General features: G+C 72.8%; 15 protein-coding genes. 8 read left to right on the top strand and 7 right to left on the bottom strand.

The window, feature by feature from the left end; genetic code table 11:
* The 6 genes from GV126_RS16750 to GV126_RS36535 form a co-directional block, all read left to right on the top strand.
* On the top strand, window positions 1–2,699 hold a 2,699-nt coding region (locus tag GV126_RS16750), incomplete at its 5' end, for a SulP family inorganic anion transporter (protein ID WP_236570023.1).
* 329 nt (window positions 2,700–3,028) lie between these two features.
* A complete protein-coding gene (acs, locus tag GV126_RS16755; protein WP_159667373.1) occupies window positions 3,029–4,984 on the top strand; it encodes an acetate--CoA ligase in 1,956 nt (651 codons plus the stop codon).
* Window positions 4,985–5,237: 253 nt separating this feature from the next.
* A complete protein-coding gene (gene nhaA / locus GV126_RS16760) occupies window positions 5,238–6,674 on the top strand; it encodes a Na+/H+ antiporter NhaA (RefSeq protein ID WP_159667376.1) in 1,437 nt (478 codons plus the stop codon).
* A gap of 84 nt (window positions 6,675–6,758) precedes the next feature.
* The gene (locus GV126_RS16765) at window positions 6,759–7,274 is read left to right on the top strand and encodes a phage holin family protein (protein ID WP_159667379.1); all 516 of its coding nucleotides are present in this window, start codon (window positions 6,759–6,761) and stop codon (window positions 7,272–7,274) included.
* Window positions 7,271–8,221: an alpha/beta fold hydrolase gene (locus GV126_RS16770; RefSeq protein ID WP_159667382.1), complete on the top strand. Its 951-nt coding sequence runs from the start codon at window positions 7,271–7,273 to the stop codon at window positions 8,219–8,221. Before GV126_RS16765 ends, GV126_RS16770 begins: the two co-directional genes overlap by 4 nt.
* Before the next feature lie 207 nt (window positions 8,222–8,428).
* Window positions 8,429–8,608, top strand: coding sequence for a hypothetical protein (locus GV126_RS36535; protein ID WP_159667385.1), 180 nt, complete (start codon window positions 8,429–8,431; stop codon window positions 8,606–8,608).
* A 90-nt stretch (window positions 8,609–8,698) separates the two neighbouring features.
* On the opposite strand, the gene GV126_RS16780 is transcribed toward GV126_RS36535, so the two are convergent.
* The 3 genes from GV126_RS16780 to nth form a co-directional block, all read right to left on the bottom strand.
* Window positions 8,699–9,898, bottom strand: a complete 1,200-nt coding sequence (locus GV126_RS16780; protein WP_159667388.1) for a MarP family serine protease — start codon at window positions 9,896–9,898, stop codon at window positions 8,699–8,701.
* Window positions 9,899–10,021: 123 nt separating this feature from the next.
* On the bottom strand, window positions 10,022–10,849 hold the full coding sequence (locus GV126_RS16785; protein ID WP_159673803.1) for an NUDIX hydrolase: 828 nt from the start codon (window positions 10,847–10,849) through the stop codon (window positions 10,022–10,024).
* A 61-nt stretch (window positions 10,850–10,910) separates the two neighbouring features.
* Window positions 10,911–12,098, bottom strand: a complete 1,188-nt coding sequence (gene nth / locus GV126_RS16790) for an endonuclease III (protein ID WP_159667391.1) — start codon at window positions 12,096–12,098, stop codon at window positions 10,911–10,913.
* 251 nt (window positions 12,099–12,349) lie between these two features.
* On the opposite strand from nth, the gene GV126_RS16795 reads away from it, so the two are divergent.
* A complete protein-coding gene (locus tag GV126_RS16795) occupies window positions 12,350–13,024 on the top strand; it encodes a Crp/Fnr family transcriptional regulator (protein WP_028421034.1) in 675 nt (224 codons plus the stop codon).
* A 77-nt stretch (window positions 13,025–13,101) separates the two neighbouring features.
* Window positions 13,102–13,875 (top strand): nucleotidyltransferase domain-containing protein, encoded by a 774-nt coding sequence (locus GV126_RS16800; protein WP_236570026.1) that lies wholly within the window; start codon window positions 13,102–13,104, stop codon window positions 13,873–13,875.
* A gap of 20 nt (window positions 13,876–13,895) precedes the next feature.
* Here GV126_RS16800 and GV126_RS16805 read toward each other — a convergent pair whose 3' ends face one another.
* From GV126_RS16805 to sp36, 4 genes are all read right to left on the bottom strand, one after another.
* Complete coding sequence (locus tag GV126_RS16805) at window positions 13,896–14,723, bottom strand: MBL fold metallo-hydrolase (RefSeq protein ID WP_159667394.1); 828 nt, start codon at window positions 14,721–14,723, stop codon at window positions 13,896–13,898.
* Between the two features lie 108 nt (window positions 14,724–14,831).
* On the bottom strand, window positions 14,832–15,713 hold the full coding sequence (locus tag GV126_RS16810) for an NUDIX hydrolase (RefSeq protein ID WP_159667397.1): 882 nt from the start codon (window positions 15,711–15,713) through the stop codon (window positions 14,832–14,834).
* A gap of 130 nt (window positions 15,714–15,843) precedes the next feature.
* Window positions 15,844–16,308 (bottom strand): RidA family protein, encoded by a 465-nt coding sequence (locus GV126_RS16815; protein WP_159667400.1) that lies wholly within the window; start codon window positions 16,306–16,308, stop codon window positions 15,844–15,846.
* Entirely contained in the window at window positions 16,305–16,463 is a 159-nt protein-coding gene (gene sp36 / locus GV126_RS16820; protein ID WP_009189813.1) for a Sp36 family protein, read from the bottom strand. Before sp36 ends, GV126_RS16815 begins: the two co-directional genes overlap by 4 nt.
* Window positions 16,464–16,610: the final 147 nt, after the last annotated feature.

Genomic DNA, 16,610 nt, shown 5'->3' on the forward strand with positions numbered 1-16,610 from the left:
GCCCGCCCCCGCCACCGCGTCGCTTCCGCCTCGCGGGCGCCGACCTCTCCGCCTCCGTCGCGGTCTTCCTGATCGCCCTGCCCCTGTCCCTAGGCATCGCCCTCGCCACCGGTGCCCCGCTCCAGGCCGGCCTCGTGGCCGCCGCGGTGGGCGGACTGGTCGCCGGCCGGCTCGGTGGCTCTCCTTTGCAGGTCAGCGGCCCCGCCGCCGGGCTCACCGCCGTCACCGCCGACCTGATCCACCGCTACGGATGGCGCACGACCTGCGCCATCACCGTCCTGGCCGGCCTCTCCCAACTCGTCCTGGGCTGCCTGCGCGTGGCCCGCGGCGCGCTCGCCGTCAGTCCCGCCGTGGTCCACGGCATGCTCGCCGGCATCGGCGTGACCATCGCGGTCGCCCAGCTGCACATCGTCCTCGGCGGCAACCCGCAGAGTTCGGTGCTCGCCAACCTCCGCGCACTGCCCGCCCAGGTGGCCGACCTGGCCCCCGCCTCGCTCGCCGTGAGCGCGCTCACCCTGGTCCTGCTGCTGCTCTGGCCCCGGCTGCCCGGCCGCACCGGGCGGATCCTGCGCACCGCGCCCGCCGCGCTCGTGGCCGTGGCCGGCGCGACCGCCATCGCCTCCGCGGCCGGGCTGCGTCTTCCCCGGGTCGACCTGCCGTCCTGGAGCAGCCACGCACTGGCCGGGCTGCCCGAGGGCCCGATGCTCGGCCTGGCCGCCGCCGTGCTCAGCACCACGCTCGTGTGCAGCGTGCAGTCGCTGCTGGGCGCCGTCGCGGTGGACAAACTGGCCGCCGGCCGTCCCGGGCCGCCGCTCCGCGCCGGCCGCTCGGACCTGGACCGGGAACTGCTCGGCCAGGGCGCCGCCAACGTCGTCTCCGGGGCACTGGGCGGGTTGCCGGTCGCGGGGGTGGCCGTGCGCAGTACGGCGAATGTGCGCGCGGGTGCCGTGAGCCGGAACTCCACGATGCTGCACGGCGTTCTCGTAGTGATCGCCGCGCTGCTGATGGTCCCGGTCCTGGAGCTGATCCCGCTCGCCTCGCTCGCCGCCCTGGTGATGGCCGTCGGCATCCAGATGGTGTCCCTGCACCACATTCGCACAGTGACCCGCCACCGAGAGGTGCTGGTGTACGCGGCCACCACTGTCGGCGTGGTGGTCTTCGGCGTCCTCCAGGGCGTGGCCCTCGGAGTCGCCGTGGCCGTCGCCGTCGCCCTGCACCGCCTCACCCGCACCCGCATCACGCACGACGAGCAGGAAGGAGTCCATCGTGTACGCGTCCGAGGGCAGTTGACGTTCCTCGCGGTGCCGCGGCTCAGCCGCGTCCTGCACCACGTGCCTCAAGGCGCCCGTGCGGTCGTCGAGTTGGACGGCTCCTTCATGGACCACGCCGCGTACGAGTCACTGCAGGACTGGCAGCGCACGCACACCGCGCAGGGCGGCTCGGTGCGCCTCACCGGTCGCCGGTCCGGGGTCCGCATCGCCGAGCCGTCCGGCCCGGCCGGCTCCTCCGGCTGCCGCTGCGGGCCCTGGACGCCCTGGCGCAACCACCAGTGCGAGGGCGGGCCCCGGACGATGTCACCGCCGGACACGGCCGAGGGTTCGACCACGGCCCCGGGTTCGAGCACGGGCACGGTCACAGCCGAGGGTTCGACCACGGCTCCGGGCGCGGGCACAGCCTCGGGCATGGGCATGGGCGGCCGCGCAGGCGGAAGCGTTGGCGTGGCGCCGGACGCGGGCGCTGGCGGGGGCGCGGGCCCAGACGCGAGCACGGCCCTGTACGCACCCACAGGTACGGGCGTGCCCACGCTCCCCGACGCGGCCACGACCGTGGACGCGGACGCCGGCCCAAAGACAGCCCCAGGCCCAGCCCCGGACACAGCCCCCGACACAGACACAGACTCGGGCACGTCCGCCCCGAGCCGGGACCAACTGGCCCGTGGGATCAGCGCGTTCCAGCGCAACACCGCACCACTCGTCCGGGAGGAACTGGCACGGCTGGCGCGCGAGGGGCAGCGACCCTCCCAGCTCTTCCTGACCTGTGCCGACTCCCGGCTGGTCACGTCGATGATCACTTCCAGCGGCCCCGGTGACCTCTTCGTCGTCCGGAACGTGGGCAACCTCGTGCCGGTCCCCGGAGAGGAGCACGGCGACGACTCCGTGGCGGCCGGGATCGAGTACGCGGTGGACGTGCTCCGGGTGCGTTCGATCACGGTGTGCGGCCACTCCGGGTGCGGGGCGATGCAGGCCCTGCTCGACTCCCGTTCCACCGGCGTGGCAGCGCACGGGGAGACACCACCCGGCGCGGCAGCGCACGGGGAGGCACCGCCCGCCCCGGTGACACCGCTCGGGCGGTGGCTGCGCCACGGGCTGCCGAGCCTGGAGCGGATGGCCGACGGCAGCCGCCGTCCGCCCTGGCCGGACGATCGGCGCCCCGCCGACGCGGTCGAGCGGCTGTGCCTGACCAACGTCGTCCAGCAGCTGGAGCACCTGCGTGCCCACGACGCGGTGTCCCGGGCCCTGCGGCAGGGCAGGCTGGAGCTGCACGGGATGTACTTCCACGTGGCCGAGGCGCAGGCGTACCTGCTCACAGGGAGCGACGGGACCGGCGTGTTCACCCGCGTGGAAAGCACGGATGCCCAGCCCCTGGAGGCACAGGCCCCGGATGCACAGGCCCCACAGGAGCTGCCGAGCCCGGCGTGACGAGCCGTGGCCGAGCGCGGGGCGGGCGGGCCGGTCCGGGCGGCGACACACCGGCGGCGCGTACGGCCGGCCCGGCCCCGCGGGGCCATGCTGAACTCGGACGGCCCGGCGTCCGTGCACACGGGTGAGCCGGCCACCAGGACCGGCGGGCGCAGCCGTACGGGCAGCTCGCGGGCGTGGTCCGGCACACGTCACGAGCAGCGCGTACGGCTGCGCACTCCCTCCACAACAGGTCTAAACCATTTACCCGGCGGCCCTTGTCAGCGGACCCCCGGGTCTGATGAGCTGTGGCCTGGGACACAACGGACACCCTGAGAAAGGGAGATGTCGTGAGCAACGAAAGCCTGGCCAACCTCTTGAAGGAGGAGCGACGCTTCGCGCCGCCCGCTGACCTGGCCGCGAACGCCAATGTCACGGCGGAGGCGTACGAACAGGCCAAGGCTGACAGGCTCGGCTTCTGGGCCGAGCAGGCCCGCCGGCTGACCTGGGCCAAGGAGCCGACCGAGACCCTCGACTGGTCGAACCCGCCGTTCGCCAAGTGGTTCAAGGACGGCGCGCTCAACGTGGCGTACAACTGCGTGGACCGGCACGTGGAGGCCGGACACGGCGACCGCGTCGCCATCCACTTCGAGGGGGAGCCCGGCGACAGCAGGGCCATCACCTACGCCCAGCTCAAGGACGAGGTGTCCAAGGCGGCCAACGCCCTCGTCGAACTCGGCGTGCGCACCGGCGACCGGGTCGCGATCTACATGCCGATGATCCCGGAGACGGCGATCGCGATGCTGGCCTGCGCCCGCATCGGCGCCGCGCACTCGGTGGTCTTCGGCGGCTTCTCCGCGGACGCGCTCGCCACCCGCATCCAGGACGCCGACGCCCAGGTCGTGATCACCGCGGACGGCGGCTACCGGCGCGGCAAGCCCTCCGCGCTCAAGCCGGCCGTCGACGAGGCACTGGCCCGCGTCGACAACGTCCGCCACGTCCTCGTGGTCCGCCGCACCGGCCAGGAGGTCGCCTGGGACGACAGCCGCGACCTGTGGTGGCACGAGGTCGTCGGCCGGCAGTCGGCGGAGCACACCCCGGAGGCGTTCGAGGCCGAGCACCCGCTGTTCATCCTCTACACCTCGGGCACCACGGGTAAGCCCAAGGGCATCCTGCACACCTCCGGCGGCTACCTCACGCAGGTCGCGTACACGCACTGGGCCGTCTTCGACCTCAAGCCCGAGACGGACGTCTACTGGTGCACCGCCGACGTCGGCTGGGTCACCGGCCACTCGTACATCGTGTACGGGCCGCTGGCCAACGGCGCCACCCAGGTGATGTACGAGGGCACCCCGGACACCCCGCACCAGGGCCGTTTCTGGGAGATCGTCCAGAAGTACAAGGTCAGCATCCTGTACACGGCGCCGACCGCGATCCGTACGTTCATGAAGTGGGGCGACGACATCCCCGCGAAGTTCGACCTGTCCTCCCTGCGGGTGCTCGGCTCGGTCGGCGAGCCGATCAACCCCGAGGCGTGGGTCTGGTACCGCAAGAACATCGGCGCGGACCGGACCCCGGTCGTGGACACCTGGTGGCAGACGGAGACCGGCGCCATCATGATCTCCCCGCTGCCCGGCGTGACCGAGGCCAAGCCGGGCTCCGCGCAGCGGCCGCTGCCGGGCATCTCCGCCACCGTCGTGGACGACGAGGCGAACGAGGTGCCCAACGGCGGGGGCGGCTACCTGGTGCTCACCGAGCCGTGGCCGTCGATGCTGCGCACCATCTGGGGCGACGACCAGCGCTTCATCGACACCTACTGGTCGCGCTTCGAGGGCCGCTACTTCGCCGGCGACGGCGCCAAGAAGGACGACGACGGCGACATCTGGCTGCTCGGCCGCGTCGACGACGTGATGCTGGTGTCGGGCCACAACATCTCCACCACGGAGGTGGAGTCCGCGCTCGTCTCCCACCCGTCGGTCGCCGAGGCGGCCGTGGTCGGCGCCGCGGACGAGACCACCGGGCAGGCGATCGTGGCGTTCGTGATCCTGCGGGGTACGGCCGCCGAGACCGAGGACCTGGTCGCCGAGCTGCGCAATCACGTCGGCGCCACGCTCGGCCCGATCGCCAAGCCGAAGCGGATCCTGCCGGTGGCGGAGCTGCCCAAGACCCGCTCCGGGAAGATCATGCGGCGCCTGCTGCGGGACGTGGCGGAGAACCGGCAGCTCGGAGACGTCACGACGCTGACGGACTCCACCGTCATGGACCTCATCCAGGCGAAGCTCCCGGCAGCGCCGAGCGAGGACTGAGCAGCACTGCGACGACGAGTGCTGCGCAGCATTCCGACGACGAGGGCTGCGCAGCACTCCGGCAGCAGGGGCTGAGCAGCACCGCGACGTGCGGGGCACCCGGCACCTGCCCGGTGCCCCGCACTTCAGGTACGTTAGGTAAAGTAAGCAAAGTCCCCTCGACGACAGCACACGATCCTCAACAAAGGGTCCTCAACACACGATCCTCAGGTGCGCCGGGAAGTCTGGTCGGCATGTGCCCGCCGAGGTTCCCGTGACCGCGCCCCGCCCCGCCGACCGCAAGACCTTCGGCCGCCTGTCCCTGCCCGAGCGCACCTTCGTCGCGGACGCGCTGCGCACCGAGACGGTCGGCGGTGTCCTGCTGCTCCTCGCCGCGATCGCGGCGCTGCTGTGGGCGAACATCCCGGGCCTGCACACGAGCTACGAGACGGTCGCCCACTTCCACGCCGGACCCGCCGCGCTCGGCCTGCACCTGTCCGTCGCCCACTGGGCCGCCGACGGACTCCTCGCGGTCTTCTTCTTCGTCGCCGGCATCGAACTCAAGCGGGAACTGGTCGCCGGCGACCTGCGCGATCCCCGGGCCGCGATCCTGCCGGTCGTGGCCGCCCTGTGCGGCATGGCGGCACCCGCCGCCGTCTACGCCCTGACCAACGTCACCGGCGGCGGCTCGCTCGCCGGCTGGGCGGTACCGACCGCCACCGACATCGCCTTCGCCCTCGCGGTGCTCGCGGTCATCGGCACCGCGCTGCCCAGCGCCCTGCGCGCGTTCCTGCTCACCCTCGCCGTCGTCGACGACCTGTTCGCCATCCTGATCATCGCGATCTTCTTCACCGACCGCCTGAACCTGGCCGCCCTGGGCGGCGCGGTGGCGGGCCTGGTCGTCTTCTGGCTGCTGCTGCGCAAGGGCGTGCGCGGCTGGTACGTGTACGTACCGCTGGCCCTGGTGATCTGGGGGCTGATGTACAACAGCGGCGTGCACGCCACCATCGCGGGCGTGGCGATGGGCCTGATGCTGCGCTGCACCACCCGTGACGGCGAGTCCCACTCCCCCGGCGAGCGCATCGAGCACCTCGTGCGGCCCCTGTCCGCGGGCCTGGCCGTACCGCTGTTCGCGCTGTTCAGCACCGGTGTCTCCATCTCCGGCGGGGCGCTGGCGGACGTGTTCACCAAGCCGGAGACGCTCGGGGTGGTGCTCGGCCTGGTCGTCGGCAAGACGCTCGGCGTCTTCGGCGGGACCTGGCTGACCGCCCGGTTCACCCGGGCCTCCCTCAGCGAAGACCTGGCCTGGGCCGACGTCTTCGCCCTGGCCACGCTCGCCGGCATCGGCTTCACCGTCTCCCTGCTCATCGGCGAGCTGGCCTTCGACGGCGAGGCGGTACTCACGGACGAGGTGAAGGCCGCCGTCCTCACCGGTTCCGTCATCGCCGCCGCGCTGGCGACGGTGCTGCTGAAGATACGCAACGCCAAGTACCGGCGGCTGTGCGAGGCGGAGGAACGCGACGACGACCACGACGGCATCCCGGACGTCTACGAGGAGGACGACCCCGCCTACCACCTGCGCATGGCGGACATGCTCGAACGCCAGGCGGCGGAGCACCGCCGCCTCGCCGAGGAGAAGGCAGCCGAACGGGCCCGGCTGCGTGCCGAAGTGCCGGGCGGGGCAGGCGAGCAGAACGACAGTCCGGCATGATCTGACGGGACGGTACAAAAGACAGGTCCGTTTCCGTCAGGCAGGACAGGCAGGAACAGGACAGGCAGGAAAGGGAGAGACGCGATGAGCGCACCCGACGGCAGCCCGGTCGGCGCCGAACGCAGCATCGGCGAGCTGTTCGCCTCGGCGACGGCGGAGATGTCGGCGCTGGTGCACGACGAGATCGCGCTGGCGAAGGCCCAGCTGAAGCAGGACGTCAAGCGGGGCGCGGTCAGCGGAGGGGCGTTCTCGGTGGCCGGCGCCGTCCTGCTGTTCTCGCTGCCGATGCTGAACTTCGCGCTGGCCTACGGCATCCACGCCTGGACCGGCGGCCACAACGGCCGGGGCGGCTGGAACCTCGGCTGGTGCTTCCTGCTGTCCTTCGCGGCCAACGTCCTGGTCGCCGGCTTCCTGGGCCTGATCGGCCTGGTTTTCGCGAAGAAGGCCCAGAAGAGCAAGGGCCCCCAGAAGGTGGCCGCGTCGATGAAGCAGACCGCCGGTGTGCTGCAGAAGGCCAAGCCGCACCCGCGCCCCGAGACCCCCGCTCTCGAGGACCGCACCCCGCAGGCCATCGAGGCTGTGGCACGCTCGTCCTCATGACGGAGCCCGCCACCCCTTCGGCGCAATCGACCTCGGTCGTACGGATCGACATCCCCGGCGAGCGGAAGGTGAGCCACCGGGACGTCGCCGCCAACGGCGCCCGCTTCCACATCGCCGAGCTGGGCGACGGACCACTGGTACTGCTGCTGCACGGCTTCCCGCAGTTCTGGTGGACCTGGCGGCACCAGCTGGTGGCCCTGGCCGACGCCGGTTTCCGGGCCGTGGCGATGGACCTGCGGGGCGTCGGCGGCAGCGACCGCACACCGCGCGGCTACGACCCGGCCAACCTCGCCCTCGACATCACCGGCGTCATCCGCTCCCTGGGCGAGCCGGACGCCGCGCTGGTCGGGCACGACCTGGGCGGCTACCTGGCGTGGACGGCGGCGGCGATGCGGCCCAAGCTCGTCCGGCGACTGGCGGTCGCCTCCATGCCGCACCCCCGGCGCTGGCGCTCGGCGATGCTGGCGGACGTCCGGCAGACGGCGGCCAGTTCCCACATCTGGGGCTTCCAGCGGCCATGGATCCCCGAGCGGCAGCTCGTCGCCGACGACGGCGCACTGGTGGGCCGGCTGCTGCGGGACTGGTCGGGGCCGCGCCTGCCGGACGACGAAGCGGTGGAGACGTACCGGCGGGCCCTGTGCATCCCGTCGACGGCGCACTGCGCCATCGAGCCCTACCGCTGGCTGGTCCGTTCCCTGGCCCGCCCCGACGGCATCCAGTTCTACCGGCGGATGAAGCGCCCGGTGCGCGTGCCCACGCTGCATCTGCACGGCTCCCTCGACCCGGTGCAGCGCACCCGCAGCGCGGCCGGCTCCGGCGAGTACGTCGAGGCGCCGTACCGCTGGCGGCTGTTCGACGGCCTGGGCCACTTCCCGCACGAGGAGGACCCCATGGCCTTCTCCACCGAACTGGTCAACTGGCTGCAGGACCCCGAGCCGGACCGGTGACGCAGCCGGCCGGCCGCGGAACCGGTTCCTGACGGAGGCCGCCCGTCACCGAGCCCGTCCGCGACCGAGGCCGTCCGTGACCGAGGCCGTACGCCCGGTATCCGAACCTGAACGTCTGTTCCCCGAACGGCCATGTGCCCGGCGCATAGGCCAATTGAGGCGCTCGCGGGAGGTTATCGACCTTGGGGTGGGGGCAGACGTCCCGGTATGGGCTGGACGCACGACTACAGTGACGTAGCACGCACCCGCCGTTCGGCGAGCGGTCCGGGCACGCACCACCGGGAAGCCCCGCAACTCAGCGGCAGCGACCCCCGGGTGGGCATTCCGCACATCCTGCGCCGTCGGGCCCGCTGGGTCTCGGTGCGGCTGCGCCATCCGCGCGGCTGACCCGCCGTCTCCCGGAGACTTCCTCAGCACACAACCGGCAGAACCGCGTTCTTCCCCGCAGCTCAGGGCGACAGGCGCCCACCGCGCTCGCTACAGCGCGCAGGTGTCGCTGTCCACTTCCTGGGTGGCGGTGCGGCCCTGGGCGATGTCCTGCCGGATCTCGTCCGCGGTCAGCGCGTACCCGGTCTCGGGGTCGTCCAGGGACTTGGCGAACACCACGCCGTACACCTTGCCGTCGGTGGTCAGCAGCGGGCCGCCGGAGTTTCCCTGGCGGACGGTCGCGTAGAGCGAGTAGACGTCACGGCGGACGGTGGAGCGGTGATAGATGTCGGGGCCGCTGGCGGTGATGCGCCCGCGCACGCGCGCGGCGCGCACGTCGTAGGAGCCGTTCTCGGGGAAGCCCGCGACGATCGCGCTGTCGCCGCTGCGCGCGTCCTCGTCGGTGAAGTGCAGGGCGGGCGCGTGCAGATCGGGCACGTCGAGGACGGCGATGTCGCGGTGCCAGTCGTACAGGACGACCTTCGCGTCGTACCTGCGGCCCTCGCCGCCTATCTGGACGGTGGGTTCCTCGACGCCGCCGACCACATGGGCGTTGGTCATGACGCGCCGGTCGCCGAAGACGAAGCCGGTGCCCTCCAGCACCTTGCCGCAGCCCTGCGCCGTACCGGTCACCTTGACCACGGACCGCTGGGCGCGGGCGGCGACGGCGCTGCCCCGCAGCGCCGGGTCCGGGGGCTGTACGTCGGTGATGGGCTCGTCGGCGAACGGGCTGAACACCTGCGGGAAGCCGTTCTGCGCGAGCACCGAGGTAAAGTCCGCGAACCATGTGTCCGCCTGAGCCGGCAGCGCGTCGGAGACCCCGAGCAGCACCTTGGAGGTGCGGACCTCCTTGCCGAGCGTCGGTATCGTCGTGCCGCCGAGGGCCGAGCCGATCAGCCAGGCGACCAGCAGCATCGCGACGACGTTGACGAGGGCGCCCCCGGTGGCGTCCAGGGCGCGGGCCGGGGACCAGGTGATGTGCACCCGCAGCTTGTTGCCGAGGTGGGTGGTCAGGGCCTGCCCCACCGACGCGCACACGATGACGACGATCACGGCGACGACGGCGGCGGTGGTGCTGACCGGCGAGTTGTCCGTCAGGGCGTCCCACACGACCGGGAGCGTGTACACGGCGATCAGCCCGCCACCGAGGAAGCCGATCACCGACAGGATGCCGACGACGAATCCCTGGCGGTACCCGACGACCGCGAACCACACGGCGGCGACCAGCAGCAGGATGTCCAGCACGTTCACCGCGTCGAGCCTCGCCTCATCGTGTCTTCGGTCCTCACAGATCGGCCGGGGCCCGTCCGCGACGCGGCGGCAGGGGGACACGGCGTCCCCCGGGCTGAGGCCTGTACGACGGTGCCCACCCTGTCATGCCCGCCAGTCGAGTGGGACCTGCTTGTCGCGGTCCCAGGGCACCTCCCAGCCCGCGTAGTGCAGCAGGCGGTCGATGATTCCGGCGGTGAACCCCCACACGAGGGCCGATTCGACCAGGAATGCCGGGCCTCGGTGGCCCCTGGGATGGACGGCCGTCGCACGGTTGTCCGGATGCGTGAGATCCGCCACGGCGACCGTGAAGACGCGGGCGGTCTCGGCCGGGTCGACGACGCCCACCGGGCTGGGCTCGCGCCACCAGCCGAGCACCGGGGGGACGACGAAACCGCTGACCGGGATGTAGAGCCGGGGCAGCACGCCGAACAGCTGGACCCCCGCCGGATCGAGGCCGGTCTCCTCCTGGGCCTCGCGCAGCGCGGCCCGCAGCGGCCCCTCGCCCTGCGGATCGCCGTCCTCCGGGTCGAGCGCCCCGCCGGGGAACGACGGCTGCCCGGCGTGCGAGCGCAGCGAGCCGGCCCGCTCCATGAGCAGCAGCTCGGGCCCGCGCTCGCCCTCTCCGAAGAGCACCAGCACGGCGGACTGGCGCCCCGCGCCGTCCTGCGGGGGCAGGAAGCGGCTGAGCTGCCGGGGCTGGACCGTCTCGACGAGACGCACCACCGGATCCAGCCAGGCCGGCAGTCCCTCCGTGCTGATCACCACGGAGCCGTGCCGCGCCGTGCCGACGACACCGCCCGCCGCGCCGGCCGCACTGCCGCCCCTTCCGTCACCACCCGGCACACCGCTCGCGGCACCACCCGGCACACCGGTCGCGCCGTCCGCCGCGCGGCTCACCGCCTCCGAAGCCGTCTCGCTCGCCCGCGTCATCGCCACCCCCGTCCCCGCCGTCCTGTCCTTGCCAACGTGTGGCGGCACCGAGATCGTTCCGTCATGCGGCACCCAGGGGCGGTGCCGCCTTGCCACCCGCGTCCAGGTAGGCCTGCGGGGGCTTGAGACGCTGACCGGGGAAGCCGCCCTTTTCGTACTTGAGCAGCTTCTTCGCCTTCTCCGGGTCGGTCTCGCCCTCGCCGTAGGCCGGGCACAGCGGGGCGATCGGGCAGGCGCCGCAGGCGGGCTTGCGTGCATGGCAGATGCGGCGGCCGTGCCAGATCACATGGTGGGACAGATCCGTCCAGTCGCTCTGGGGGAACAGCGCGCCGACGGCCGCCTCGATCTTGTCGGGGTCGGTCTCCTCGGTCCACTTCCAGCGCCGCACCAGGCGCTGGAAGTGCGTGTCCACGGTGATCCCGGGTCGGCCGAAGGCGTTGCCGAGGACCACGAAGGCGGTCTTGCGACCCACGCCGGGCAGCTTGACCAGGTCCTCCAGTCGGCCGGGCACCTCCCCGCCGAAATCCTCCACCAGGGCCTTCGACAGCCCGATGACCGACTTGGTCTTGGCCCGGAAGAACCCGCAGGGGCGCAGGATCTGCTCGACCACCTCCGGGTCGGCGGCGGCCAGGTCCTCCGGGGTCGGGTACGAGGCGAACAGCGTGGGCGTCGTCTGGTTGACCCTGAGGTCGGTGGTCTGGGCGGACAGCACCGTGGCGATCAGCAGCTGGAAGGAGTTCTCGAAGTCCAGCTCGGGGTGGGCGTAGGGGTAGATCTCGGCCAGTTCGCGGTTGATCCGGCGAGCCCGGCGCACCAGCGCCGTGCGCGACTCGCCCTGCGGCGTCTTCGGCGCGACGGTCCGGGGCGGGGAGGCCTTGCGGACGGCGGCGGTGGCCTTCTCCGGGGCGACGTCCACCTTCCGGGGAGGCGTGGCCTTCCGCACGGCGGCCTTCTCGGCCGCCGCCTTCTTCGGGGCGGCCTTCTTGGCCGTCGCCTTCTTGGCCGCCGTCTTCCTGGCCGCGGTCTTCTTGGCCGCGGTCTTCTTGGCCGCAGTGCTCTTGGCAGTCGACTTCGCAGCCGTGGTCTTCTCAGCCGTGGTCTTTCCGGCGGGGGTCTTCTCGGCCGTCGCCTTTCTGGCCGCGGGCTTGCTGCCCGCAGCCTTCTCAGCCGCGGTGGCCGCGGTCGTTTCCTCGGTCTTCGCGCCGTCGGACCCTTGTTCGCCCACAGCGGAATCCTGCCGTGCAACCACCCGTCCAGCCCCCTCGGCCTGTGTTCTCACCGGCGATTTGGACACCCGGCCAGCCTAAGGCCCGGCACCGACATCCGCCCCGGACCCGGACGATCGACCGCCGTTTCCGACCCCTGCCGCGTACCTCCGGACATCTGTGCGGCATCCTTGTGACAGATCACACTGTTTGGACCGTCCGGCAAAATGGGGAACACGGTCCCCTGGCACACGGGGACCAAGATCCTCTGAGCAGGTCGACAAGGAGAGAACTCGTGGACGACGTTCTGCGGCGCAATCCGCTCTTCGCGGCGCTCGACGACGAGCAGGCCGCGGAGCTCCGCGCCTCCATGACGGAGGTGACTCTGGCCCGTGGCGACTCGCTGTTCCACGAGGGAGACCCGGGCGACCGTCTCTACGTGGTGACCGAAGGCAAGGTCAAGCTGCACCGCACGTCTCCCGACGGCCGCGAGAACATGCTGGCCGTCGTGGGCCCCGGCGAACTCATCGGTGAGCTGTCCCTCTTCGACCCCGGCCCCCGCACCGCCACGGCGACCGCGCTGACCGAGGTCAAGATGCTCGCCCTCGGCCACGGCGACCTCCAGCCCTGGCTGAACGCGCGGCCCGAGGTGGCCGGCGCCCTGCTGCGCGCCGTCGCCCGCCGCCTGCGCAAGACCAACGACCAGATGTCCGACCTGGTCTTCTCCGACGTGCCGGGCCGTGTGGCCCGCGCCCTGCTGGACCTGTCCCGCCGCTTCGGCGTGCAGTCCGAGGAGGGCATCCACGTCGTGCACGACCTGACGCAGGAGGAGCTGGCCCAGCTGGTCGGCGCGTCCCGCGAGACCGTCAACAAGGCGCTGGCCGACTTCGCCCAGCGCGGCTGGCTGCGCCTGGAGGCCCGCGCGGTCATCCTGCTGGACGTGGAGCGACTGGCCAAGAGGTCGCGCTGACACCTCCCGGTCACGTCCCGCTCCGGGGGTTCCCCGAGGGCGTTCCGCCCAAGGGGCTCGCCCCGGACGGACACATCGTGCGTGAAGGCTCCCTCGCGCGCGTGCAGCCCGCCTTCCGTCCGGTCGTCGCGGCCGTCCGCGACCGGTTGCCGGACGTCTACGGGCAGCGGCTGCACAGCGCGTACCTCTACGGGTCGATCCCGCGCGGCACCGCGCGCGTGGGACGCAGCGACATGGACCTGCTGGTGGCGTTGCGGGACGAGCCGACCGACATCGACCGGCAGGACGCCCAGGCCCTGGGCCGGGCGCTCGATGCGCGGTTCGACCAGATCGACGGGGTCGGCACGCTGCTGTTCGGCCGTGGGCGGCTGCTGAGCGACCGGGAGCGGTACGACCTCGGCTGGTTCGTCGCCTGCCTGTGCACGCCCCTGCTCGGCCCCGACCTCGCCGCCCACCTGCCCCGCTACCGCCCCGAGGACCCCCTGCTGGCCCGGGAGACCAACGGCGACCTGGCGCAGCTCCTGCCCCGTTGGCGGGAGCGGGTCGCCGCCGCACCGGACACCGAGGCGGCCCGCAGACCCCTGGTGCGGTTCATGTCCCGGCATCTGGTCAGGACCGGCTTCACGCTCGTCATGGGCCGCTGGCGGGGCTGGACGAGCGACCTGCACGAGATGGCCGCTGCCTTCGGCGCCTACTACCCGGCGCGCGCCGCCCAGCTGGGCGCGGCGGCCGGGTACGGCTACGAGCCGGTCGGCGACCCCGACGTCCTGCGGTCCTACGTCGACGACCTCGGCCCGTGGCTCGCCGAGGAGTACGCGCGCGTGCACGGCGTCAAGGCGCCCCGGCCCTGACGGACGGCAGCTCCCGCCCTCTAGATGAGCCCGTGCTCCGCCAGATAGTCCAGCTGGGCCCGGACCGACAGCTCGGCCGCCGGCCACAGGGAGCGGTCCACGTCGGCGTAGACGTGGGCGACCACCTCGGCCGGGGTCCGGTAGCCGTCCTCCACGGCCGTCTCCACCTGGGCGAGCCGGTGGGCGCGGTGGGCGAGGTAGTACTCGACGGCGCCCTGCGCGTCCTCCAGGACCGGTCCGTGGCCCGGGAGGACCGTGTGCACCCCGTCGTCGACCGTCAGGGACCTCAGCCGGCGCAGCGAGTCCAGGTAGTCGCCGAGACGGCCGTCGGGGTGCGCCACGACCGTCGTACCGCGGCCCAGGACGGTGTCGCCGGTCAGCACCGCCCGGTCGGCCGGGAGGTGGAAGCACAGGGAGTCCGCGGTGTGGCCGGGGGTCGGCACGACCCGCAGCTCCAGTCCGCCGACCGTGATCACGTCACCGGCGCCCAGGCCCTCGTCGCCCAGCCGCAGGGCCGGATCGAGGGCACGCACGCGCGTGCCGGTCAGCTCGGCGAACCGGGCGGCGCCCTCCGCGTGGTCGGGGTGGCCGTGCGTCAGCAGGGTCAGCGCGATCCGCTTGCCGGCCTTCTCGGCGGGATCCACGACGTTGCTCAGGTGGCCCTCGTGCAGCGGGCCCGGGTCGATCACGACCGCCAGGTCGGAGTCGGGCTCGGCGACGATCCAGGTGTTGGTGCCGTCCAGGGTCATGGCGGAGGCGTTGGGCGCGAGGACGTTGACGGCCCGGGCGGTGGCGGGGCCGGGGGCGCCGCCCCGGGGCTGGCCGGGGAGGGCTGCTGCGTCCGTCATGCGAGGGAACCTTCCTGCGTCATGCGAGGGGACCTACCTGGACGTCGGTCGTGGGAGGCACCGGGATCAGGGCGCTCACGGTCGTGGGAGGCATCGGGATCAGGGCGCTCACGCGGGCGCCGGGCCACCGGCCGGGGCGTGTGTGATGTGCCGGGTGAACTCGTCGTGGCCCGGCCAGGACAGGACGACCTCGCCGTCCACCAGGCGGGCACGCGCCAGGACGGGTGTCAGGTCACGCCCCGGCGCGGCGGCGAGGGCTTCGGCGGCGGTGCCGTAGGCGGCCAGCGTGCGCAGGGTGGCGATGGTGGGCGGCATCATCAGCAGCTCGCCCTTGTCGTACCCGGCGGCCGCCTCCTCGGGACGGATCCACACCGTGCGGTCGGCCTCCGAGGAGGCGTTCCGGGTGCGCTGCCCCTCGGGGAGGACGGCCACGAAGAACCACGTGTCGTAGCGGCGCGGCTCGAACTCGGGGGTGATCCACCGCGCCCAGGCGCCCAGCAGGTCCGAGCGCAGCACCAGGCCACGCCGTTCCAGGAACGCCGAGAAGGACAGCTCGCGGGCGACCAGGGCGGCGCGGTCGGCCTCCCAGTCCGCGCCCGTGGTGTCGCCGACGACCGAGTCGGGGCCGGGCCCGGCGAGCAGGACACCGGCCTCCTCGAACGTCTCCCGCACCGCCGCGCAGACGATCGCCTGGGCCGCCGCCTCCTCCACCCCGAGCCGATCGGCCCACCACGCGCGCGTGGGGCCCGCCCAGCGGACCCGGTGGTCGTCGTCGCGCGGATCGACGCCGCCGCCCGGGTACGCGTACGCGCCCGCGGCGAACGCCATGGAGGCGCGTCTGCGCAGCATGTGGACGGCGGGTCCGGCGCCGGTGTCCCGCAGCAGCATGACGGTGGCCGCGCGGCGGGGCGTGACCGGCGTGAGACGGCCGTCCGCCAGCGCTCGGATGCGGTCCGGCCAGTCCGGGGGAAACCACTGCCCATTCGCCATGGGCGGAGGCTATCCCGTGGTGCGCGAATGTTCGAGAGGTGCCCGAGGCCGGTGAGCGCTCGCACGCACCGCGCAGGACTGTGAGCACTCGCGCACCGCGCAGGACGGTGAGCGTTCCCGCACCGCAGGGCTACGGCACCAGCTCGACCTGGATCTCCACCTCCACCGGCGCGTCCAGCGGCAGCACCGCCACGCCGACCGCGCTGCGCGCGTGGACGCCCTTGTCGCCCAGGACCTCGCCCAGCAGCTCGCTCGCGCCGTTGACGACGCCCGGCTGGCCGGTGAAGTCCGTGGCCGAGGCCACGAAGCCCACGACCTTCACCACGCGCGCGATGCGGTCCAGGTCGCCGGCGACGGACTTGACGGCGGCGAGCGCGTTCAGCGCGCAGGTGCGGGCGAGGTCCTTGGCCTCGTCCGGGGTGACCTCCAGGCCCACCTTGCCGGTGACCGGCAGCTTGCCGTCCGCCATCGGCAGCTGGCCGGCGGTGTACACGTACGGCCCGGACTGGACGGCCGGCTGGTAGGCGGCCAGCGGCGGCACGACCTCCGGCAGCGTCAGACCGAGTTCGGCCAGCTTCGCCTCGACCGCGCTCATGCCTGCTTCTCCCGCTTCAGGTAGGCCACCAGCTGCTCGGGGTTGGGCCCGGGCACGACCTGGACCAGCTCCCAGCCGTCCTCGCCCCAGGTGTCCAGAATCTGCTTCGTGGCGTGGACGAGCAGCGGCACGGTTGCGTATTCCCACTTGGTCATGGGCCGACTGTATCCGCTGCGATCGGCCCGCATCCGCCGCGGTCGCACCCGGCACGCGGCCCACGCGCCCACCATCGCCACCCTGCGCACGCTGGCCGCCTACGGCACCGCCGCCGAAGCCCTCGCCGCCGCGCCGGGGCGTGACCT

The sequence above is a fragment of the Streptomyces mexicanus genome, from assembly GCF_902506575.1.
In the GTDB taxonomy this organism is placed as follows: domain Bacteria; phylum Actinomycetota; class Actinomycetes; order Streptomycetales; family Streptomycetaceae; genus Streptomyces; species Streptomyces mexicanus.

Bases quoted from the DNA above. Each gene is read 5' to 3' on its own strand.
- GV126_RS16785 (WP_159673803.1), bottom strand. From the start codon at position 10,849: ATGACGCGGGCGAGCGAGACGGCTTCGGAGGCGGTGAGCCGCGCGGCG.
- GV126_RS36535 (WP_159667385.1), top strand. From the start codon at position 8,429: ATGGGCTGGACGCACGACTACAGTGACGTAGCACGCACCCGCCGTTCG.
- GV126_RS16815 (WP_159667400.1), bottom strand. From the start codon at position 16,308: ATGAGCGCGGTCGAGGCGAAGCTGGCCGAACTCGGTCTGACGCTGCCG.
- GV126_RS16765 (WP_159667379.1), top strand. From the start codon at position 6,759: ATGAGCGCACCCGACGGCAGCCCGGTCGGCGCCGAACGCAGCATCGGC.
- GV126_RS16810 (WP_159667397.1), bottom strand. From the start codon at position 15,713: ATGGCGAATGGGCAGTGGTTTCCCCCGGACTGGCCGGACCGCATCCGA.
- GV126_RS16770 (WP_159667382.1), top strand. From the start codon at position 7,271: ATGACGGAGCCCGCCACCCCTTCGGCGCAATCGACCTCGGTCGTACGG.
- GV126_RS16805 (WP_159667394.1), bottom strand. From the start codon at position 14,723: ATGACGGACGCAGCAGCCCTCCCCGGCCAGCCCCGGGGCGGCGCCCCC.
- sp36 (WP_009189813.1), bottom strand. From the start codon at position 16,463: ATGACCAAGTGGGAATACGCAACCGTGCCGCTGCTCGTCCACGCCACG.